The 20,932-nt window shown below is 77.8% G+C and carries 16 protein-coding genes; 8 read left to right on the plus strand and 8 right to left on the minus strand.

All coding sequences use genetic code 11. The features are described 5' to 3' along the window. Positions 1-210: 210 nt before the first annotated feature. The 4 genes from Q0848_RS12660 (at position 211) to Q0848_RS12675 (ending at position 5,920) form a co-directional block, all read left to right on the plus strand. Positions 211-2,250, plus strand: coding sequence for a 2-oxoacid:acceptor oxidoreductase subunit alpha (locus Q0848_RS12660; RefSeq protein ID WP_299038083.1), 2,040 nt, complete (start codon positions 211-213; stop codon positions 2,248-2,250). After that, positions 2,247-3,353, plus strand: a complete 1,107-nt coding sequence (locus Q0848_RS12665) for a 2-oxoacid:ferredoxin oxidoreductase subunit beta (RefSeq protein WP_299038084.1) — start codon at positions 2,247-2,249, stop codon at positions 3,351-3,353. The genes Q0848_RS12660 and Q0848_RS12665 overlap by 4 nt, the downstream gene beginning before the upstream one ends. A gap of 71 nt (positions 3,354-3,424) precedes the next feature. Beyond that, the gene (rarD, locus tag Q0848_RS12670; protein ID WP_299038085.1) at positions 3,425-4,321 is read left to right on the plus strand and encodes an EamA family transporter RarD; all 897 of its coding nucleotides are present in this window, start codon (positions 3,425-3,427) and stop codon (positions 4,319-4,321) included. A gap of 108 nt (positions 4,322-4,429) precedes the next feature. Further along, positions 4,430-5,920: a polysaccharide deacetylase family protein gene (locus Q0848_RS12675; RefSeq protein WP_299038086.1), complete on the plus strand. Its 1,491-nt coding sequence runs from the start codon at positions 4,430-4,432 to the stop codon at positions 5,918-5,920. 53 nt (positions 5,921-5,973) lie between these two features. Here Q0848_RS12675 and Q0848_RS12680 read toward each other — a convergent pair whose 3' ends face one another. The 5 genes from Q0848_RS12680 to menD all read right to left on the minus strand — a co-directional run bounded on the left by Q0848_RS12680 (position 5,974) and on the right by menD (position 12,147). Next, positions 5,974-6,906: a polyprenyl synthetase family protein gene (locus Q0848_RS12680; protein ID WP_366146592.1), complete on the minus strand. Its 933-nt coding sequence runs from the start codon at positions 6,904-6,906 to the stop codon at positions 5,974-5,976. Between the two features lie 151 nt (positions 6,907-7,057). Beyond that, positions 7,058-8,353, minus strand: a complete 1,296-nt coding sequence (locus tag Q0848_RS12685; RefSeq protein WP_299038088.1) for a geranylgeranyl reductase family protein — start codon at positions 8,351-8,353, stop codon at positions 7,058-7,060. A 121-nt stretch (positions 8,354-8,474) separates the two neighbouring features. Then, a complete protein-coding gene (locus Q0848_RS12690; RefSeq protein WP_299038089.1) occupies positions 8,475-9,170 on the minus strand; it encodes a demethylmenaquinone methyltransferase in 696 nt (231 codons plus the stop codon). A 55-nt stretch (positions 9,171-9,225) separates the two neighbouring features. Continuing rightward, entirely contained in the window at positions 9,226-10,005 is a 780-nt protein-coding gene (locus tag Q0848_RS12695; RefSeq protein WP_366146593.1) for a formate/nitrite transporter family protein, read from the minus strand. 240 nt (positions 10,006-10,245) lie between these two features. Further along, the gene (menD, locus tag Q0848_RS12700) at positions 10,246-12,147 is read right to left on the minus strand and encodes a 2-succinyl-5-enolpyruvyl-6-hydroxy-3-cyclohexene-1-carboxylic-acid synthase (RefSeq protein WP_299038093.1); all 1,902 of its coding nucleotides are present in this window, start codon (positions 12,145-12,147) and stop codon (positions 10,246-10,248) included. A 72-nt stretch (positions 12,148-12,219) separates the two neighbouring features. Here menD and Q0848_RS12705 point away from each other — a divergent pair, with 72 nt between their 5' ends. Next, positions 12,220-13,371: an AbrB family transcriptional regulator gene (locus tag Q0848_RS12705; protein ID WP_299038095.1), complete on the plus strand. Its 1,152-nt coding sequence runs from the start codon at positions 12,220-12,222 to the stop codon at positions 13,369-13,371. On the opposite strand, the gene Q0848_RS12710 is transcribed toward Q0848_RS12705, so the two are convergent. Both Q0848_RS12710 and Q0848_RS12715 read right to left on the minus strand, forming a co-directional pair. Further along, positions 13,328-14,374: an o-succinylbenzoate synthase gene (locus Q0848_RS12710; protein ID WP_366146594.1), complete on the minus strand. Its 1,047-nt coding sequence runs from the start codon at positions 14,372-14,374 to the stop codon at positions 13,328-13,330. The genes Q0848_RS12705 and Q0848_RS12710 overlap by 44 nt on opposite strands. A 68-nt stretch (positions 14,375-14,442) precedes the next feature. Then, entirely contained in the window at positions 14,443-15,846 is a 1,404-nt protein-coding gene (locus Q0848_RS12715) for a hemolysin family protein (protein WP_299038099.1), read from the minus strand. A gap of 171 nt (positions 15,847-16,017) precedes the next feature. Between Q0848_RS12715 and Q0848_RS12720 the strand changes: the two genes are divergently transcribed. Beyond that, positions 16,018-16,905 carry a 1,4-dihydroxy-2-naphthoyl-CoA synthase gene (locus tag Q0848_RS12720; protein ID WP_366146595.1) on the plus strand — a complete coding sequence of 296 codons (888 nt, stop codon included), beginning with the start codon at positions 16,018-16,020 and terminating at the stop codon, positions 16,903-16,905. A gap of 108 nt (positions 16,906-17,013) precedes the next feature. Here Q0848_RS12720 and Q0848_RS12725 read toward each other — a convergent pair whose 3' ends face one another. Continuing rightward, entirely contained in the window at positions 17,014-18,351 is a 1,338-nt protein-coding gene (locus Q0848_RS12725) for an MFS transporter (RefSeq protein WP_299038104.1), read from the minus strand. Positions 18,352-18,497: 146 nt separating this feature from the next. Here Q0848_RS12725 and Q0848_RS12730 point away from each other — a divergent pair, with 146 nt between their 5' ends. Further along, entirely contained in the window at positions 18,498-20,006 is a 1,509-nt protein-coding gene (locus tag Q0848_RS12730) for an AMP-binding protein (protein ID WP_299038106.1), read from the plus strand. 11 nt (positions 20,007-20,017) lie between these two features. Continuing rightward, complete coding sequence (locus Q0848_RS12735) at positions 20,018-20,899, plus strand: 1,4-dihydroxy-2-naphthoate polyprenyltransferase (RefSeq protein WP_299038108.1); 882 nt, start codon at positions 20,018-20,020, stop codon at positions 20,897-20,899. The last annotated feature ends 33 nt before the right edge of the window (positions 20,900-20,932 follow it).

The raw sequence follows: 20,932 nt of genomic DNA on the forward strand, positions 1-20,932 counted from the left end.
ACGGGCACCGGCCGGGCCGGTGCGTCCACGACGACGGCCGGCGGGTCGCCCCCCGGCTGCGTCTCACGGGGCACAACGCCGTCGGGCGACCCCTCGTTCCCCGCCTAGCATGGGCCCAGGCCCGCACTCCCCCGTCCGCCGCAGAAGTCTCCCGAGCGGATGAGTCGGGAAGCCGGGATGGACTCCGACCCCCGAGGTGTTGCCGCTCCTATGCGTCTCGAGTCGCCCACGCCCGACGCCCCGACCGCCCCGCGCGCCGACGAGTCCGAGGCCCCGCACGCCACCGGCAGCGGGGGCAAGCCGGTCCAGCGGGTCTCCGGCGTCGTCATCCGCTTCGCCGGCGACTCCGGCGACGGCATGCAGCTGACGGGGGACCGCTTCACCGCGGAGACGGCCACGATGGGCAACGCCCTGGCCACCCTGCCGAGCTTCCCCGCGGAGATCCGCGCCCCCCAGGGGACCCTGCTCGGCGTCTCCAGCTTCCAGCTGCAGTTCGCCGACCACGTCGTGCTCACCCCGGGCGACTCCCCCGACGTGCTCGTGGCGATGAACCCGGCCGCGCTGCGCGCCAACATCGCCGACCTGCCCCGCGGCGGCGTCATCATCGCGGACTCCGACGAGTTCACGAAGCGGAGCCTGCAGAAGGTCGGCTACACGGTCAGCCCGCTCGAGGACGGCAGCCTGGAGTCCTTCCAGGTGCACGCCCTCCCGCTCACCTCCATGACGGTGGAGGCGCTGAAGGACTCGGGCCTGTCGCGCAAGGACTCCGAGCGCGCCAAGAACATGTTCGCCCTCGGGATGCTGTCGTGGCTGTACGACCGCCCGACCCAGGCGACCGAGAAGTTCATCGCGACGAAGTTCGCGAAGAAGCCCGCGGTGCGCGACGCCAACCTCACGGCCTTCCGCGCCGGCTGGGCCTTCGGGGAGACCACCGAGGGCTTCGCCGTCCGCTACGAGGTGGCGCCGGCCGAGCACCCCGCCGGCACCTACCGCAACATCACCGGCAGCACGGCGCTCGCCTACGGCCTGGCCTCGGCCGCGCACAAGGCGGGGCTGCCGCTGGTCCTGGGCTCCTACCCGATCACCCCGGCGAGCGACATCCTCCACGCGCTGTCGGGCATGAAGCGCTTCGGCGTCACGACGCTGCAGGCGGAGGACGAGATCGCCGGGGTCGGCATCGCCCTGGGCGCCTCGTTCGGCGGCTCCCTCGGCGTCACGACGACGTCGGGCCCGGGCCTGGCGCTCAAGGCCGAGACCATCGGCCTCGCCGTGATGCTCGAGCTGCCGCTCGTCGTCGTCGACGTCCAGCGCGGGGGCCCGTCCACGGGCCTTCCCACCAAGACCGAGCAGGCCGACCTGCTGCAGGCGATGTACGGCCGCAACGGCGAGTCGCCGCTGCCGGTCGTGGCGGCCAGCTCGCCGACGGACTGCTTCACCGCCGCCGTCGAGGCCGTGCGCATCGCGGTGACCTACCGGACGCCGGTCATCCTGCTCTCCGACGGGTACCTGGCCAACGGCTCCGAGCCGTGGGCGCTGCCGAAGGTGGCCGACCTGCCCGCCATCGACCCGGCCTTCGCGACCGCGCACAACGGCGCGGGCGACGACGGGACGCCGGCCTTCCGCCCGTACCTGCGCGACCCCGAGACGCTCGCCCGCCCGTGGGCGGTGCCCGGCACGCCCGGCCTGGCCCACCGCATCGGCGGGCTGGAGAAGGCCGACATCACCGGTGAGATCTCCTACGAGCCCGAGAACCACGAGCGCATGACGGGCCTGCGCCAGGCCAAGGTCGACGGCGTCTCGGTCCCGCCGCTCGAGGTGGACGACCCGGTCGCCCCCGACGGCAGCCGCGCCCGCGTGCTCGTCCTCGGCTGGGGCTCGACGTACGGGCCCATCGCCGCGGCCGTCCGCGACGCCCGCGCCGAGGGGCTCCAGGTCGCCCGCGCCCACCTGCGGCACCTCAACCCCTTCCCCCCCGGCCTGGGCGACGTCCTGCGCTCCTACGACCGCGTCGTCCTGCCGGAGATGAACGGCGGCCAGCTCGCCCTGCTCCTGCGCGCGCGCTACCTCGTCGACGTCCAGAGCCACGGCCGCGTGCGCGGCCGGCCCTTCACCGCCGGTGAGCTCACCGACGTCGTCCGCGACGCCGTCACCCAGCTGCCCGACCCCCAGCTGCCCGACCCTCGCCCCGCCTCTGCCGCCGCCCCGTCCGCGGGCGGCGTCACGGAGAGCCCCCAGGAGGCCCGTCGATGACCACCACCCCGACCCGCACGACGTCCCTCGGCCTGCCCGGCGTCCGCACCGGCACCGAGGGCGTCCCCCGCCTCCCCGAGGGCACGAACCTCACCAAGAAGGACTTCACGGCCGCCAACGAGGTGCGCTGGTGCCCCGGCTGCGGCGACTACGCCGTGCTCGCGGCGGTGCAGGGGTTCATGCCCGAGCTCGGGCTGCGCAAGGAGAACATCGTCTGCGTCTCCGGGATCGGGTGCTCCTCCCGCTTCCCGTACTACCTGGACACCTACGGGATGCACTCGATCCACGGGCGCGCCCCGGCCATCGCGACGGGCCTGGCCACCTCGCGGGCCGACCTGTCGGTCTGGGTCGTCACCGGCGACGGCGACGCGCTGTCCATCGGCGGCAACCACCTCATCCACGCGATGCGCCGCAACGTGAACATGACGATCCTGCTGTTCAACAACCGCATCTACGGCCTGACCAAGGGGCAGTACTCCCCCACGTCCGAGGTCGGCAAGGTCACCAAGTCCACGCCGGCCGGCTCCGTGGACGCGCCGTTCAACCCGGTGTCGCTGGCGCTGGGCGCCGAGGCGACGTTCGTGGCCCGCACCCTGGACTCCGACCGCAAGCACCTCACCTCGGTGCTGCGCGCCGCGGCCGAGCACCGCGGCACCTCGCTGGTGGAGATCTACCAGAACTGCCCGATCTTCAACGACGGCGCCTTCGACGTCCTCAAGGACCGCGACGAGGCCCAGGCGCGCCTGGTCCGCCTCACCGACGGCGAGCAGGTCCGCTTCGGCCGCGAGGGCGAGGAGAAGGTCGTCGTCCGCACCGCCGGGGGCGGCGTCGAGGCGGTCCCCGCGGCGGAGGCCGGCGGCCGCGAGGTCGTCGTCCACGACACCGGCGCCCTCGACCCGTCGCAGGCGTTCTCCCTCTCGCGCCTGGACGGCCCGTCGATGGCGCACGTGCCGGTCGGCGTCTTCCGCTCCGTCTCGCGGCCGACCTACGACGACCTCGTGCGCGACCAGGTCGACTCCGCGCGCGAGGAGTCCGGTGGCCCCGCCTCCGACGCCGACCTCGACGCGCTCATCGCCGGCGGCGACACCTGGGTCGTCCGCTGAGCGCGCCCCCCGCGCCGGCACCCCCCGGTGCGGGGACGGCCGACCCCGCCGACGTCCGCCGCGGCACCCTCATGGGTGCCGCGGCGTACGCGCTGTGGGGGTCCTTCCCGCTCTACTTCACGGCGCTCGCGCCCGCCGGCTCCCTCGAGGTGCTCGTGCACCGGGTGCTCTGGTCGCTGGTGCTGTGCGCCGTGGTGCTGGTCGCCCTGCGGGGCCTGCCGCAGCTGCGCGCCCTGCTCGGGGACCGGCAGCGCACCGGGTGGCTGGCGGTGGCCTCGGTCACCATCGCGGCGAACTGGGGCGTCTACATCTACGGCGTGCAGTCCGGCAACGTCATCGAGGCGTCGCTGGGGTACTTCGTGAACCCGCTCGTGACCGTGCTGCTCGGCGTCGTGCTGCTGCGCGAGCGCCTGCGCCGGGCGCAGTGGGCCGCCGTCGGCATCGGCGTCGTGGCCGTGGGCGTCATCACCGCCGACTACGGCCGGGTGCCCTGGATCGCCCTGGTGCTCGCGCTCACCTTCGCCACGTACGGGCTGGCCAAGAACCGCGTCGGGCGCGGGACGCCGGCCCTGGTCTCCCTCACCGGCGAGACGCTCGTGCTGGCGCCCTTCGCCCTCGTCGCGCTCGTCGTCCTCGAGCTCGCGGGTGACGGCACGTTCACCACGGCCGGGCCCCTCCACACCGCGCTGCTCGTGACGACCGGCGTCGCCACGACGGTCCCGCTGCTGCTCTTCGGGGCCGCCGCCCGGCGGATCCCGCTGACGACCATCGGGCTGCTGCAGTACCTCACCCCCGTCCTGCAGCTCCTCTGCGGGGTGCTGCTGCTCGGCGAGGAGATGCCCCCCACGCGCTGGGTCGGGTTCGCGCTGGTGTGGCTCGCCCTCGTCGTCCTGTCCGCCGACACGCTGCGGGCGGCCCGGCGCCGCTCCGCCCTCGCGCGCTCGGCGGTCGCCTCGGCGCAGGGCTGAGGCGCCCTCGGCCGCGCGCGCTGGGCCGGCCGGGCGACCGCGCCGGGCGTCGGGGTGCGCCGGGCGCCGGGCGCTGCAGCGACCGGCCACGGCGACCGAGGGGCTCGCATGCCGCCGCGCCCGCCCTGCTCGCCCTCCCGGACGACCGCCCGCCGCCGGACCGCGGCGGGGGGCCTGCTCGCCGCGCTCGTCGCCGCCGTCGCGCTCGTCCCCGTGAGCGCCGGCGGGGCTCCGGCGGCTGCGGCCGCGACGTGCCCCGCGTCCAGCGGCGAGGTGCTGCACGGCGTCCCGGGCAGCGGTCGGGCCGTCGCGCTGACGTTCGACGACGGCCCCTCGACCTGGACGCCGCAGGTCCTCGACGTGCTGCGGTCGAAGGGCGTGCGGGCGACGTTCTTCGTGACCGGTGACCACGTGGCGCGCCACCCCGACGTCGCGCGACGGATCGTCGCCGAGGGCCACGTCATCGCCAACCACACGCAGACGCACCCGCAGGACGTCCCGGGGTCGGTGCCGCGGGGGCGCTTCGACCAGCTGCCGGCCTCGGCGCAGCGCGACCAGCTGGACCGCGCGACGCGCGCCGTCCGCGACGTCACCGGGGTCGTGCCGTGCCTGTTCCGCGGGCCGGGCGGCCACCAGAGCAGCGCCACGACCCGTGCGCTGCTGCGCGAGCGCCGTCTGGGCAACGTCCACTGGACCGTGGACTCCCGGGACTGGGAGCAGCCCGCAGGGCCGTCGCGCGGGGCCGTCGACGCCGTCGTGCGGGCGGCGACCACGGGCGGGGGCAGCCGGCCCGTCGTGCTCCTGCACGACGGCCAGGCGACCGCGCGGCAGGACCCCGAGGCCCACCGCGGGAGCACGGTCGCCGCCCTGCCGAGGATCATCGACGCCTACACCGCGCGCGGGCACCGCTTCACGACGCCCGACGGCCGCCCCTTCCCGAGCCCGCGCCCGGCGGCGCCCGAGGTGCCGGTGGCCGCTGACGTCGACGGCGACGGGCGTGACGACCCAGGGCTCTTCAGCGCCGGCCGCTGGTCCTTCCTCAGCTCCCGGACGGGGCTCCCCGTGCTCGTCTCGCACGGGACCGCCGGTGACGCACCGCTGGTCGGCGACTGGGACGGCGACGGCCGGGACGGCATCGGCGTCGCCCGCCGCGGCGTCCTCCACCTCCGGCAGACGGCCACCGCCGGGCCGGCCCAGGTGGTCGTGCGCTACGGCTCGCCCGGGGACGTCCCCCTGGCCGGGGACTGGGACGGCGACGGCCGGGACACCCCCGGGCTGCGGCGCGGGACGCGGACCTTCCTCGCCCGGGAGCTGCGGACCGGCACCTCCTCGTGGGTGCAGGACCTCGGCGGCAGCCGTGACCAGGTGCTCGCCGGCGACTGGGACGGCGACGGGCGCGACACGCTCGGCGTCGTGGCCCCGGACGGCCGCGTCGTCGTCACCGACAGCCCGGTCGGGTCCCCCTCGCCGGCGACCGGCGCCCGGCGGGCGACCGTGCCCGCCGGCGCGCGCGTCGCCGCCGGGGACTGGCACGGCCAGGGCCGAGACGCCCTCGCCGTCCTCGCAGCGGGTCGACCGCAGGTGGTCGCGCTGCGGTGAGGACGCCGGCCCCGGAGGAGACCCGGGGGTCCCCCTCCTCGCGCCGGAGCTGCTCAGCGCGTGCGGTCGGCGATCGCCCCGGCGAAGGCCGCCAGCGCCTGCTTCGCCTCGCCGTCGGGCAGCGGCGCCAGGGCGTCGACCGCCTCCTGGGCGCAGTGCTGGGCGCGGGCGCGGGCGACGTCGGTCGACGGCAGGGTGCGCAGCGCGTCGACCGCGCGGGCGAGCTCCTCGTCGGCGTCCAGGGGCCCGTCCAGCAGCGCGACGGCGGCCGCGGCGCGCTCGTCGCCCGACGCGGCGGCGTCGCGCGCCAGCAGCACGGGCAGCGTGGGCACGCGCTCGCGCAGGTCGGTGCCGGCGCGCTTGCCGCTGTCGTCGCCCAGGAGGTCTAGCACGTCGTCGGCCAGCTGGAAGGCGACGCCGACGCGCTCGCCGTAGGCGACGACCACGTCCCGGACCTGCTGGTCGCAGCCGCCGAACATGGCGCCGAAGAGCGCCGAGGTGGCGATGAGCGAGCCGGTCTTGTCCGAGAGGACCTGCAGGTAGTGGGCGACCGGGTCCTCGTCGTCCTCGGGCCCGACGGTCTCGTGCAGCTGGCCCAGGCACAGGCGCTCGAAGGTCGCCGCCTGGATCTCCACGGCCTCGGGCCCGAGGGCCGCCACGAGCCGCGAGGCGCGCGCGAAGAGGAGGTCGCCCGTGAGGATCGCGACGTTGTTGCCCCAGACCTGCTGCGCCGCAGGCGCTCCTCGGCGCAGCGGGGCCGAGTCCATGACGTCGTCGTGGTAGAGCGTGGCGAGGTGCGTCAGCTCGACGACGACGGCCGCCTCCACCACCTCGGGCGCCGCGCCGTCCCCCAGCTCCCCCGCCAGCAGCACGAGCAGCGGGCGCACCCGCTTGCCCCCGGCCTCGACGAGGTGGCGGGAGGTGCTGTCGGCCAGCCGGTCGGAGTGCGCGACGGCGGTGCGCAGCAGCGCCTCGACGCGCTCCATCCGGGCGCCGACGCGCTCGGCCAGGGCCCCGGAGGGACCCGGGACGCCCCACCCCGCGCCCGCCCCGGCCGAGGGCGTGCTCTGGAGGGGTCTGCGCGGGCTCACGCCCCCCAGTGTCGCGGACGCCGCCGGCGCCTGGTGCACGGGCACCTCAGGCCGCCGGGGCCAGGCGCTGCAGGCCGTTGACGACCCGGTCCAGCGCGTCCCCGCCGCGGGGGTCGGTGAGGTTGGCCAGCAGCTTGACGACCAGGCGCATGACCAGCGGCCGCGGCAGCCCGTGGCGGGTGGCCATCTCCATCACGGCGGGGTGGCCGATCATCTTCACGAAGACGGCGCCGAGGGTGAAGTAGCCGCCCCACGCCGACCGCAGCGCCTCCGGGTAGGCGTCCAGGGCCCGCAGCCGCGACGCGGCGTCCGGGCGTCCGAGCGCCTGGACGACGACGTCGGAGGCGATGCGCGCGGACTCCATGGCGTAGGCGATGCCCTCGCCGTTGAAGGGGTTGACCATGCCGCCGGAGTCGCCGAGCAGCAGCATCCCGGCGTGGTGGTGGGGCGTGCGGTTGAAGCCCATGGGCAGCGCCGCGCTGCGCACGGGCCCCTCGCGGTGCTCCTCGTCGAACTGCCACTCGCCCGGCATCGTGGCCGTCCAGCGGCGCAGCAGGTCGCGGTAGTCGACCTTGCCGTAGGCGGTGGAGGAGTTCAGGACGCCGAGGCCGACGTTGCTCGTGCCGTCCCCGACGCCGAAGACCCAGCCGTAGCCCGGGAGCAGGCGCGAGCGCCCGGGCTCGCCGTCCCAGAGCTCCAGCCAGCTCTCCATCCAGTCGTCGTCGTGCCGCGGCGAGCGGTAGTACGTGCGCACCGCGACGCCCATGGGGCGCTCCTCGCGGCGGGCGAGGCCGACCGAGAGCGCCAGGCGGGCGGAGACGCCGTCCGCGGCGAGCACGACGCGCGCGCGGTGCTCGACGTCCTCGCCGCTGCGCCGCCCGCGCTCGTCGACCGGGTGCGCGCGCACGCCGACCACGCGGCCGCTGGCCTCGTCCACCACGGCGCCGACGACGGCGGTGCGCTCCTGCACGCGGGCGCCGGCGGCGCGGGCGTGCTCGACGAGGACCTGGTCCATGTCGAGCCGCGGCCGCACCAGGCCGTAGGAGGGGAAGGACGCCAGCTCCGGCCACGGCAGCTCGACGCGCATGCCGCCGCCGATGATCCGCAGGCCCTTGTTGCGCACCCAGCCCGCGTCGGCGGACAGGTCCAGGCCCAGCGCCAGCAGCTCGCGCACCGCGCGCGGCGTCAGGCCGTCGCCGCAGACCTTCTCGCGGGGGAAGGACGTCTTCTCCAGGACGAGCACGTCGACGCCGGCGGCGGCCAGGTGCCGCGCGGCCGTGGCGCCGGCGGGACCGGCTCCCACGACGAGGACGTCGGCGGAGCGGTCGGCAGGTGTCGGCACGTCGCCTCGCAGGTCGGGTGGGGGGCCACCGGGAAGCGGTGCCCCAGGGGTCGATCCTACGAGCGGGCCGGGTCTCCTCGGCCACGGGGGGCCCATGGGCGGACGAGGGACCGGCGGCACCTCAGTCCTGCGGGCGGACCGCCCGGTGCAGCGCCACGACGCCGCCGGTGAGGTCGCGCCAGACCACCTGCGACCAGCCGGCCGCCTCGAGGCGCCCCGCGAGCGCGCGCTGGTCGGGCCAGGCCCGGATCGACTCGGCGAGGTAGACGTACGCCTCGGGGTTGGAGCTGGTGCGCCGGGCGACCGCCGGCAGCGCGCGCATGAGGTACTCGGTGTAGAGGGTCCGGAAGAGGCGCCAGGTCGGCGCGGAGAACTCGCAGACCACCAGCCGCCCGCCGGGGCGCACGACCCGCAGCATCTCCGCCAGCCCGGCGTCCGGATCGCTCACGTTGCGCAGGCCGAAGGAGATCGTCGCGGCGTCGAAGGCGCCGTCGGCGAAGGGCAGCCGGGTCGCGTCCCCCGCGGCGAAGGGCAGGGTCCGCCGGGCGGCGCCCGCGCGCAGCATCCCGAGGGAGAAGTCGCAGGCCACGACGTGCGCCCCCAGCGCGGCCAGCGGCTCGCTGCTCGTGCCGGTGCCGGCCGCGAGGTCGAGGACCCGCTCCCCCGGTCGCACGTCGAGGGCGCGCACCACGGCCCGGCGCCAGCGGCGGTCCTGGCCGAGGGACAGCACGTCGTTCGTGAGGTCGTAGCGCAGCGCCACGGCGTCGAACATGGCCGCCACCTCGGAGGGGAGCTTGTCGAGGTCGGCGCGCGTCACGGTCGGGGAGTCTGCCAGCACGCCGGCGCGGCGGGCTCGCCGCGCCGGCTGCGGCTCACGCCGCCTGCTCCCGCTCGACCTCCTCGCGCTCCTCGTCGAGGGCCACCTTGGTGCGCAGCAGCCGCAGGGCGGTGACCAGCAGGAGCCCGCCCGCCACGTTGAGCAGCGCCGTCGGGACGAACCACAGGAGCCAGTCCACCCAGCCGAAGGGCGCGCCCGCGAAGAGGGCCCCGAAGGCGAGCAGGGAGTCCAGGACCGAGTGCCACATCTGGAGCCCGGCGAGCAGGAAGGCGCCGGCGAAGGCGGCGGCGACCTTGCCCACCTCCGAGGTCGCGCCGTGCTGCATGCGCGTCATCAGCGTGATGGTGCTGCCCGCGAGCACCGCGAGGACGACGGTCTCGGCCGACCAGGAGGAGTTCACGAAGTGGGCGCCGGACTCGACGGCCGTCGAGCGCAGCGCCGGGAAGGCCGTCATCGCGAGCGCCATGAACAGCGCCCCGCCCAGGAGGTTGGTGACGAGGGTGCCGCCCCAGAAGCGCAGCAGCTGGCGCCCGGAGGCGCGCTTGGCCGCCACCGCGGTGACGGGGACGAGGAAGCCCTCGGTGAACAGCTCCGAGTGCGCGAGCATCAGCGCCAGGAAGCCGATGCCGAAGGCGATCCCCGCCAGCAGGTGGCTGCCGGTCGCCTCGTAGACGGCCAGCAGCGCGAGCACGCCGAGCCCCACCTCGAGGCCGCCGAAGAAGCCCGTGACCAGCAGCTCCACCCAGGTGCGGTGCAGCCGCTGCGCCCCCTCGCTGACGAGCTCGTCCACCTCCTCGTCGAGCTCGTCCTCCAGCGGCGAGTCGCCCTCGCCGAGCTCCGCGCGGGCCGAGGGGTCGGTGTCGCTCCCGGGGTCGGACGCGCCCGTGCCCTGGCTCTCGTGCGTGCGTGCGGTCACGGCCGTCCTCCTCGGGGTGCGGACGAGGCTCGGCGGACGCCGGGCGCTCGGGTCGGTCTGCGGTGCTGGTCGGGCGGGTCGGGCTGCAGCGGCGGTCCGGCGGGGTCGGGCTGCGGTGCTGGTCTGCGCGGCGCGCCGTCAGGCGAGGCCGTCGAGGGCCTCGTCGACGGCCCCGCGGACCCGGGCGTGCAGGGCGCGCAGGGCGGCGCGGTCGGCGGGCACGACGAGCACCGAGAGGCCGGGCTCCGGGGCGCGCAGGGCCGCGCGCAGGTCGCCGACGCCGGTGACCCGGCGGGCCGGCACCCCGAGGCCCCGCGCCAGCGCGACGAGGTCGGCGCCGGTCGGCGTCCCGAACAGCCGCTCGACGTCGGCGGCGCGCCCGGGCGAGCTGCCCGCGAGGCCGCCGTGCTCGAGCAGGCCGAAGATCCCGCCGCCGCCGTCGTCGAGGACGACGACCTGCAGCTGCAGCGGGGACGACCAGGGGGTCCGCCGCGCCCGCTCGTCGGCGGGCACCACGAGACCGGCGAGGTCGTGCAGGGCCGCCAGGTCCCCGACGAGCGCCCGGGCGCGGCGCCCGGTGGCGAGCGCGGCGCCGACCGCCCCGGAGAGGGTGCCGTCGATGCCGGCGAGGCCGCGCCCGGCGAGGACCAGGCGCACGTCCTCGGGGACGCGCAGGGGCGGTGGGGACGTCGCCCGCTGGGCGTCCAGCGCGGGCTCGGCCACCGGGGCGCCGGCCAGGTCGGCGTCCCGCACGGCGTTGGACGCCGCGAGGACGAGGAGGTCCTCCGGTCGCGTGGCCGCGACCACCTCGCGGGCCAGCAGGGGCCCGCTCAGCACGGCGCCATCCCCCGCACCGCCCCCCGCGTCGTCCGTCTCGGGGCCCGCGTCGAGCACGCCGTCGAGCGCCTGCGCCGCGAGCGCCCCGGCGCGCTGCCACGCGGCGAGCCACGCGTCGGGGGCCAGCGCCCGCCGGGCGTGCCACCCGCGGGGCGCGCCCGTGAGGTCGGCCGGCACCGCGGCGCCGACGACGCGGCGCAGCCCCGGGCGCGCCGCGGGGCCCGGGTCGCCCGCGTGCTCGACGAGCTGGACCACCTCGACCGCGGGGTCGGCGAGCAGCGCGGTCACGGGGCGCGAGAGCGTCGGGCGCCCGACGACGACGGCCCGCTCGACCCGCCCGCCGAGCTCGGGGCGCCCGAGGAGCAGCCGGTAGGGGCCGATGGCGCACGGTCCCGAGCGGGCGCCCGAGCTGGGCTCGGCGAGCAGCGGCCAGCCGCCCGCCTCGGCGAGCCAGCGCGCCGTCCACCCGGTGCGCGCCGGGGCGTCGCCCGCGACGACGACGGTGCGCGGGCCGAGGGGAAGCTCCAGCACCTCCTCGCCGCGCGCGGGCGGGGCCAGCCGGCGCGGGAGCACCGGGGGGCGCGGCGCGGCGTCCGGCGTCGGGACGAGCGGGTCGGCGAAGGCCAGGTCGACGTGCGCCGGTCCGGGCCGCCCCGCCGGGCCCGGCTCCTGCGCGCCGGTCCCCCGCGGCGCCAGCCCGCGGGCGGCGTCCGCCGCGTCGGCCACGGCCCCGGCCCAGGAGCGGGCGGTCTCCTCCAGCGCCGCGGCGTCCTCGCCCTCGGGCGCGCGCAGGTCCAGCGCGAGGCGCACGGCGGCGCCGAAGAGGCCGGCCTGCAGCTCGCTGGTCTGGTTGGCCCACGTGCCGCGCAGCGCGTGCGGTCGGTCGGCCGTCAGCACGAGCAGCGGCACGCCGCCGTGGTGGGCCTCGAGGACGGCGGGGTGCAGGTTGGCCACGGCCGTGCCCGACGTCGTCACCACGGCCGCCGGGACGCCCGTGGCGCGGCCCGCCCCGAGCGCGGTGAAGCCCGCGGCGCGCTCGTCGGTGCGCACGTGGACGACGAGGTCCCCGGCGCGCTCGGCGTCGGCGAGCGCGTAGGCCAGGGGCGCCGAGCGCGAGCCCGGGCAGAGCACGACGTGCCGGACGCCGCGGGCGACGAGCGCGGCCACCACGGCGGCGGCGCAGGTCTGGGCGGGGTGGGGCACCCGCTCATCGTGGCGGGTCGGGCCGGTCACCGCGCAGCGAGCGGGCTCCGGCGGGGTGGCAGCATCCCCGGCGTGCGAGAGCCGGGTCCGGGCGACGAGCGCCGCCCCGGCCGTCCGCGGCGGGTGCTGCGGGTCCTCGCGTCGGTCCCCTGGTGGCGGTGGGCCGCCGTCGTCGCGCTGACCGCCGCGCTGGGCGCCGCGCTCGAGCTGGTCGGCGTGCCCTCCGGCGTCCTGTTCGCCGGGCTCGTGGTCGGCGTCGCCGCGGCCCTGACGGGGCTGGTGGGCACCTCCCCGCGCGGGCCCGGCGCCGTCCCGCGGCCGGCGGCGCTGGCGGCCCAGGCCGTGCTCGGGGTGCTCATCGGGACGCTCGTGCAGCCGTCGACGCTGGCGGGCCTGGCCGCCGACTGGCTGCCCGTGCTCGTCATCACGGTGCTCACGCTGGCCGTCAGCGTCGGCGCCGGGCTGCTGCTGGGGCGCCACCGCGACGTCGACCTGCTCACCGGGTGCTTCGCGCTGACCGCCGGGGGCGCCTCCGGGCTCGTCGCCATCGCGGCCGAGCTGCACGCCGACCAGCGCCTGGTCGCCGTCGTGCAGTACCTGCGCGTCCTGGTGATCACCGCGACGCTGCCGCTCGTCCTGCTGGCCACCGGGGTCGACACGGGCGGCTCCGGCACCGGGGCGGGGGGACCGTCCGGTGGTGGGGCCCCGTGGTGGACGGGCCTGGTCCTCGTCGCCGTCGTCGGGCCGCTCGGCACGGTCCTGGGCCGCCTCTCGCGCGTGCCGGCCGGCTCGCTGCTGGGCCCGCTCGTGCTGGCGGCCGTCGTCGGGGCCCTCGGGCTGTCCGCCGGGGCGCAGGTGCCCGCCGCCCTGGTGCACGTCTCCTACGGCGTCATCGGGCTGCAGGCCGGGGTGTCCTTCACGCGGGAGACGGTGTCCGTGCTCCGGCGGGTGCTCCCCGTGGCGCTCCTGCTCATCGTCGGCGTGATCGTCGCGTGCGCCGGCCTGGGGGTGCTGCTGTCGGCGCTGACGGGCGCGAGCGCGCTCGACGGGTACCTCGCGACGACGCCCGGCGGCATCTACGCCGTCCTCGCCGCCTCCCTGTCGACCGGCTCCGACGTCACCTTCGTGCTCGCCGTCCAGGTCCTGCGCCTGCTCGTCATGCTCCTCGCGGCGCCCGCGCTCAGCCGGGGCCTGGCCGCCCTGGCACGGCGGCGAGGCGGCTGAGCGCGCGGGCGCACCGCTCGCGCCACCAGCGCTGCCGCTCCGGCGGGGCGGCCACCGCGGCCAGGCGCTCGGGGCTCACCGCGGCGAGGGCCCGGTCGGCGTCCGCGACGGCGACCGCCCCGTCGCGGACCGGCATGGTCGTCGTGACGTCGCGCGCCAGCAGCGACCCGGTGGCCAGCCCGCAGGCGTGCCGGAGCCCGGGCACGGCGGCGGCCGCCCGCACGCCCGCGGCCAGGCCGACGCCGGTGTCCAGGGCGCTGGAGACGACGACGGGGACGCCGTGCTCGCGCTCCAGCCGCTGCGCCAGGGCCACGACGGCGCGCGCGCCCCCGAGCGGCGGCACCTTGAGGACGGCGACGTCGGCCGCGCCGGCGCGCACGACGGCGAGGGGGTCCTCGGCGCGCCGGACGCTCTCGTCGGCGGCCACCGGCACGTCGACGCCGGCCGCGGCCAGCCGCGCGCGCAGGTCCACCAGCCCGGCGACGTCGGCGCAGGGCTGCTCGGCGTACTCCAGGGGCCCCTGGGCGCGCATCGCCGTCAGGGCGCGCTGCGCCTCCTCCGCGCTCCAGGCGCCGTTGGCGTCCACGCGCACGAGACCGGCGGGGCCGAGCTCGGCCCGGACGGCCGCCAGCCGGTCGAGGTCGCGGGCCAGCGACTCCTGCGGGGGCAGACCGGGCTCGGCGACCTTCACCTTGGCCGTGCGGGCACCGGGCGTGCGGGCGAGCACGCCCGCGACCTCGTCGGCGCGCACCGCGGGGACGGTGGCGTTGACGGGCACGACCTCGCGCACCGGCGCGGGCAGCCCGACCCACGCCGCCTCGAGCGCCGCGGCGAGCCACCAGGCGGCCTCGTCGTCGTCGTACTCGACGAAGGGCGCGAGCTCGGCCCACCCGGCCGGGCCGCGCAGCAGCAGCGCCTCGCGCTCGACCAGGCCGCGGAAGCGGGTGCGCAGCGGCAGCACGACGGCGAGCGCCCCGTCGAGGAGCTCCGCGGCCGACGGCAGCGGTGGCGGGTGCTCGACGCCCGGCGGCGGCCACGCCGCCGCCGCGCGCGTGCCCCCCGTCCAGCGGCTCACCGGGGGTGGTCCCCGTCCTCGCGGGCCGGGCCGGCCGTGGCCCCGGTGGCGACGTCGCCGCTGCCCGAGCGGCCGACCGGCACCCGGCCGTCGTCGCCCTCCTCCGACCCGCCGTCCTCGTCCTGGAGCCGCTCGACGCAGATCCGGTCGGCGCGGCGCCCGTCCAGGCGCAGCACGGTGAAGCGGTGCCCCAGCGCCTCGACGGCGTCGCCCTCGGCGGGCACGCGCCCCAGCTCGGCCATGACGTAGCCGCCGAGGGTCTCGAAGCTGCCCTCGGGCAGCTGGACGCCGGTCTCGTCGACGACCTCGTCGCGGTGCAGCAGACCGGAGAGCTCGACCTGGCCGCGGTCGGCGTCCCCGGCACCCGCCTCCGCCCGGTCGTGCTCGTCCTGGATGTCGCCCACGAGCTCCTCGACGAGGTCCTCGAGCGTGACGATCCCGTCCGTGCCGCCGTACTCGTCGACGACGACGGCGATGTGCCGGCGCGCCCGCCGCATCTCGGACAGGGCCGGCAGGACCGACTGCGTGCCCGTCACCAGGGTCACGGGCCGCATGACGGTCGTCAGCAGCGCGCCGGGATCCTCGTGCCGCAGGGCGGTGAGGACGTCGCGGACGTGGACGAAGCCGATGATGTCGTCGACGCCCTCCCCCGTGACGGGGTACCGCGAGTGCGCGTGGTGCTCGATCTGCCCCGCGGCCTCCTCGAGGGTGAGCCCGCTGTCGAGGAACTCCACCTCCGTGCGCGGGATCATCACCTCGGCCACGCGGCGGTCGGCCGCCGCGAAGACGTCGTCGATGAGGCGGCGCTCGTCGTCGTCGAGGTCCTCGTGCGTCGAGACCATCTCGCGCAGCTCCTCCTCGCTGACCTCGTCGCGCTCCTCGTCCGGGTCCATCCCCAGCAGGCGGACGACGAGGTCGGTCGACTTGCCGAGCAGCCAGATGACGGGCGTGGCCAGCTTGGCGACCCACTCAAGCATCGGCGCCACGAGGCGGGAGACGGCCTCGGGCTTCTGCAGCGCGATGCGCTTGGGCACCAGCTCGCCGAGGACGAGGGAGACGTAGGAGACCAGCGCCGTGATGACGACGAGCGAGATCGTCGTGGCCAGCCCCTGCGGCACGCCCCGCTCCACGAGGACGGGTGTCAGCCGCGCGGCGATGGTCGCGCCGCCGTAGGCCGAGGCGAAGAAGCCGGCGGCCGTGACGCCGATCTGGACGGCCGACAGGAAGCGGTTCGTGGAGGCCCGCAGGCGCTCGACGGCCGCGGCACCGCGCAGCCTGTCCCCCACCATCGCCCGCACCTGGCCGTCGCGCAGCGACACCAGCGCGAGCTCGGACATCGCGAAGACGCCGCCCACGAGCACGAAGGCGACGACGAGGACGATCTCCCAGCCCAGTGACATGGGGACATCCTCGCCGGTGCTGCGCCGCGCCCGCGCTCGCGCGCAGCACCCGCCGGGGCGGGGCCGTCGCGCGCCCGCGCGTGCGATCCTCCGCGGGTGGACGCCGACGACCGCCCCGAGGCCGGCCAGCGCCGCGTCTCCGACCTCTTCGACGACGACTCCTGGGCTCCCGTGCCGGGCTTCGAGGACCTCGTCGACGTCACCTACCACCGGTGCGTGCGGCCCGGCCCCGAGAGCGGCACCGTCCGGGTGGCCCTGGACCGCCCCGAGGTCCGCAACGCCTTCCGCCCCGGGACGGTGGACGAGCTGCTCGCCGTCCTGGACCACGCGCGGCGCACCTCCGACGTGGGCTGCGTGCTGCTCACCGGCAACGGCCCGAGCCCGCGCGACGGCGGCTGGGCCTTCTGCTCCGGGGGCGACCAGCGCATCCGCGGCCGCTCGGGCTACCAGTACGCCGAGGGCGACACCGCGGACACCGTCGACGCGGTGCGCACCCGCGCCGAGGGCGGGCGGCTGCACATCTTGGAGGTGCAGCGGATGATCCGGACGATGCCGAAGGTCGTCGTCGCCGTCGTGCCCGGCTGGGCCGCCGGCGGGGGGCACAGCCTCCACGTCGTGTGCGACCTCACGGTCGCCAGCCGCGAGCACGCCCGCTTCAAGCAGACCGACGCCGACGTCGGCAGCTTCGACGCCGGCTACGGCTCCGCCTACCTCGCGCGGATGGTCGGGCAGAAGAACGCCCGCGAGATCTTCTTCCTGGGGCGCACCTACGACGCCGAGACCATGCAGCGCATGGGCGCGGTGAACCTCGTCGTCGACCACGCCCACCTGGAGGAGGAGGCGCTCGTCGTCGCCGCGGAGGTCAACTCCAAGTCGCCGACGGCGCAGCGGATGCTGAAGTTCGCCATGAACCTGCCCGACGACGGGCTCGTCGGCCAGCAGCTGTTCGCCGGGGAGGCCACGCGGCTGGCGTACATGACCGACGAGGCCGTCGAAGGTCGCGACGCCTTCCTGGAGAAGCGCTCCCCCGACTGGTCGCCCTACCCCTGGTACTACTGACCGCCCGCCCGCCCCACCGGGGCGAGTCGTCGCCTGCTCGCCCCCGGACGAGGCCCCCGGAGGGCGGGTCGTGGGCTGTTCGCCCGCTGGGGGGCCGCCAGCGAGGCGCTAGTCGCCCGCGGGCGCGGGGAGCGGTCGGCGGGTGGCCGCCGCGACCAGGACGAGCACCAGCAGGACGACCGCCGCGACCACGCCGACGCCGAAGCCGGCCGACGTGCTCACGCTCTCGGCGAGGAGCCCCGCGAGCGCCGACCCGAGCGCCACGCCCAGCACGATGCCGCTGGTCAGGAGCGTCAGGGCCAGCCCGGCGCCGCCCTCCGGGGCCAGGCGGCCGGCGACGTCGGTGATGGTCACGAGCAGCGGCCCGACGGCGAAGCCGGCCAGGACGGTCGTGGCCACCAGCAGCGGGATGCCCGGGGCGGCCCAGAGCATCAGCGAGGACCCGACGACGAGCAGGACGGCCGCGCCGGCCCAGCGGCGCCACGGCCCGAGCGAGGCGGGCAGGGCGACGACGGCGAGCGCGGTGATGGCCGACCCGACGGCCATGGCCGCGGCCAGCAGGCCGCCCGCCGTCGGGACGCCGGCGTCGGCGGCCGACGCCGTCAGCGCGGTGTTGCTGCCGCCGAAGAAGGTGCCGATCGCGAGCATGCCGACGAGCGGGACGAGCACCAGGGGCTCCCGGCGACGGCCGGCGGCCGTGGCGGCCCGGCGCGCGTCGCGCTCCCGCGCGCGGTCCTCGGCCGACCGGGACGGGACGGAGCGCACCGAGGGGTGCAGCGCGAAGGCCGTCACCAGCACCGCGACCAGGGCGGCCGCGACGACGACGGGCGCCGAGCCGCCCACCAGGGTCGCGGTGATGCCGACGACCGCGGGGCCGAGCGCGAAGCCGACCTCGTCCGCCGTCCCCTCGAAGGCGAAGGCGGTGCGCACGTGGCGCGGCGACATCGCCATCCACCGCACGCGCGACATCGGGCCGATCTGCGGGACGGTCAGGCCCACGCCCGCCGCGGCCGCCACGAGCGCGACGGGGTCGGCGGAGGCCGCCGCGAGCAGCAGCGCGACGAGGGCGACGACGTGCAGCCCCGCGACCGACAGCAGCACCGGCCGCTGGCCCCGGCGGTCGGCCAGCGCCCCGCTGACGGGCGCCCCCACGGCCTCGCCGAGGGCCGCCGACGCCGCCGCCACCCCTGCCACGGCGGTCGACCCGGTGGCGACCTCGCCGAGCGTCAGCACCGCGATCGGCACCATCGTGATCGGCAGCCGGGCGAGGAAGGTGATCGGCAGGTAGGTGCGCCCGGCGACCTGCGGCAGGTCGCGGTACTGGGCGAAGGAGGACGTGAAGGTCCGCCAGCGTCCGCGGACCACCGCGCCGGGGGTCGAGGCGGTGCCGGGCGGGACGGGCTCCGCCGGCCGGGACGAGGGCCGCGTCGTGGGCCGGGTGCTCATCAGGGCGCGCTCCAGTGCTCGCGAGCCTCCCCACCACAGGCGTCGCCGGTTCCCTGGAGCCCGGTGCCCGGACCCGTCTCCTCCACGGTAGCCCGGCGCCGGCCGTGGCGCCGCACCGCGACCGGCCGCTGCGTAGCGTTCACCCGGTGTCCAGCTGGAGCGCGCACGGCGGGTCGTCCCCGACCCCGGAGCAGCCCCTCCCGGAGGGGTCGGGGGCGTCTCCCGCGCCCCTCGAGGTGCCCGTGGACGCGGCGGCGCCGCCCGGGGCCGCCGCGGACCCCGACCGCTGGGCCGCAGGGCTCCAGGAGCTGCTGGCCGAGCGGCTGGCCGTCGGACGCCCCGCCGGGGCGGGGACGCCGCCGTCCCTCCTGCCCCCGCCCCTCCTGCCCCCGGCCCTCCTGCCCCTGCCGGGCGGGCCGGGTGACGACGCCCTGCGGGACCAGGTCGCCCCCGTCCCGGGGGACGACGACGCCCTGGCCGCGGCGGCCCTGCTCGTGCCCACCTCGGGCAGCACCGGCGCCCCTCGGCTGGTCGCCCTGGGCGCGGGCGCCGTCGCCGCGAGCGCCCGGGGCGGCGAGACCCTCCTCGGCGGACCGGCGCACTGGCTCCTGGCCCTGCCGCTGGCCCACGTGGCCGGGTGGAACGTCCTGGCCCGCGGCGCGGTGGCCGGCACGGCCCCGACGGCCCTGCCGCCCGGGCGGCCCTTCACCGCGGCGGCGTTCACGGCGGCCGCCCGGCGGGTGCGGCGGCGGGCTGGCGCCGGAGCGGCGCGCACGGCCCTCGTGCCGACCCAGCTCGTGCGGCTGCTGGAGGACCAGGACGCCACGACGGCGCTGGCCGACCTCGACGCCGTCCTGCTCGGCGGCGCCGCGGCGGCGCCGGCCCTGCTGGCCCGCGCGGCCGCGGCGGGGGTGCGCGTGGTCACCACCTACGGCGCCACGGAGACGTGCGGGGGGTGCGTCTACGACGGCGTCCCGCTGCCGGGTGCGCGGGTGCGGCTGTCCGGCGACCGCGTGGTGCTGGGCGGGGACGTCCTGGCCCGCGGGTACGTCGGATCCGCCCCCTTCGCCCCTGACGCGGTCGGGGTGCGCTGGGTCGAGACCGCGGACGCCGGGGTCCTCGAGGACGACCCGGCGGCCCCGGGCGGGCGTCGCCTGCGCGTGCTCGGGCGCCTCGACGACGTCGTCGTGACGGGCGGGGAGAAGGTCGCCCCGGCGGCCGTCGAGGCGGTGCTCGCCGACGTCGTCGGGGTCGCCGAGGTCCTCGTCGTCGGCGTGCCCGACGAGCGGTGGGGCGCCGCCGTCGTCGCGGTGGTGCGGGCGTCGCCCTCCGCTCCTCCCGCGCTGGAGGACCTGCGAGCGGCCGCGGCCGCGGCGCTGGGCCGCGCCGCCGCGCCGCGCGCGCTGGTGCTCGTCGAGGACCTCCCCCGCCGGGCGCTCGGCAAGCCCGACCGCCGCGCCGCCGCCGCCCTGGCCCGCCGCGAGCGGGGTGCGCCGTCGGCGCCCGAGAGCCCGGGGGTCGCCCCCGCCGGATCGGGCGACGCGGGAGCGCTGCCCGAGGAGGCGGGCGGCGAGGACGCGAGCGGCGAGGAGGCGGGCGGCAGGGAGGCGGGCGGCAGGGAGGCGGGCGGCGGGCCCGCGCCGGCCGGCGGGTAGGTTCGACGATCGTGGCGACGCGGGCTCAGTGGGTGGAGGGCGCGCGCCCCAGGACGCTCCCGGCGGCGGTCTCGCCGGTGCTGGCGGGCACGGGAGCCGCCGCTGCGCTGGGCCAGGTGCACCTCGGACGGGCGCTGCTCGCGCTCGTCGTGGCGCTGGCGCTGCAGGTGGCCGTCAACTACGCGAACGACTACTCCGACGGCGTGCGCGGCACGGACGCCGACCGCGTCGGCCCGCTGCGCCTGGTGGGATCGGGCGCCGCGAGCCCCGGCGCGGTGAAGCGCGCGGCCCTCGTCGCCTTCGGGGTCGCGGGCGTCGCGGGCGTGCTCCTCGTCGCGCTGACCGGGATCTGGTGGCTGCTGCTCGTGGGCGCCGCGTGCGTCGTCGCGGCCTGGACCTACACCGGTGGCCGGCGCCCCTACGGCTACCTCGGCCTGGGCGAGGTCTTCGTCTTCGTCTTCTTCGGCCTCGTGGCCGTGCTCGGCACGACGCTGGTGCAGGCGGGGCGGGTCGACCTGGTCGCCGTGCTCGCCGCGGTCGGGGTGGGCCTGCACGCCTGCGCGATCCTCGTGGCGAACAACCTGCGCGACGTCCCCACCGACGCCGTCGCGGGCAAGCGCACGCTCGCCGTGCGCCTCGGCGCTCCGCGCACCCGGCGCCTGTACGCCGTCCTGGTGCTCGCACCGCCGCTGCTCTCGGCGCTGACGGCTCTGCTGGTCGGCTCGGCGTGGCCCCTGCTGGCGCTGGCGGCCCTGGCGCTGGCCGTGCCGCCCGCGCGCGTCGTCGGCGGGGGCGCGGCGGGGCGGGCCCTCGTGCCGGTCCTGCGCGACACCGGTCGCCTGGAGCTCGTGCACGCCGCCCTCCTGGCCCTCGGCCTGGCGCTCGCCGCGTAGGCGCACCCGGCTCCTCCGCGGCCGTCTCGCCCG

It is taken from the genome of uncultured Pseudokineococcus sp., assembly GCF_947495735.1.
GTDB lineage: Bacteria > Actinomycetota > Actinomycetes > Actinomycetales > Quadrisphaeraceae > Pseudokineococcus.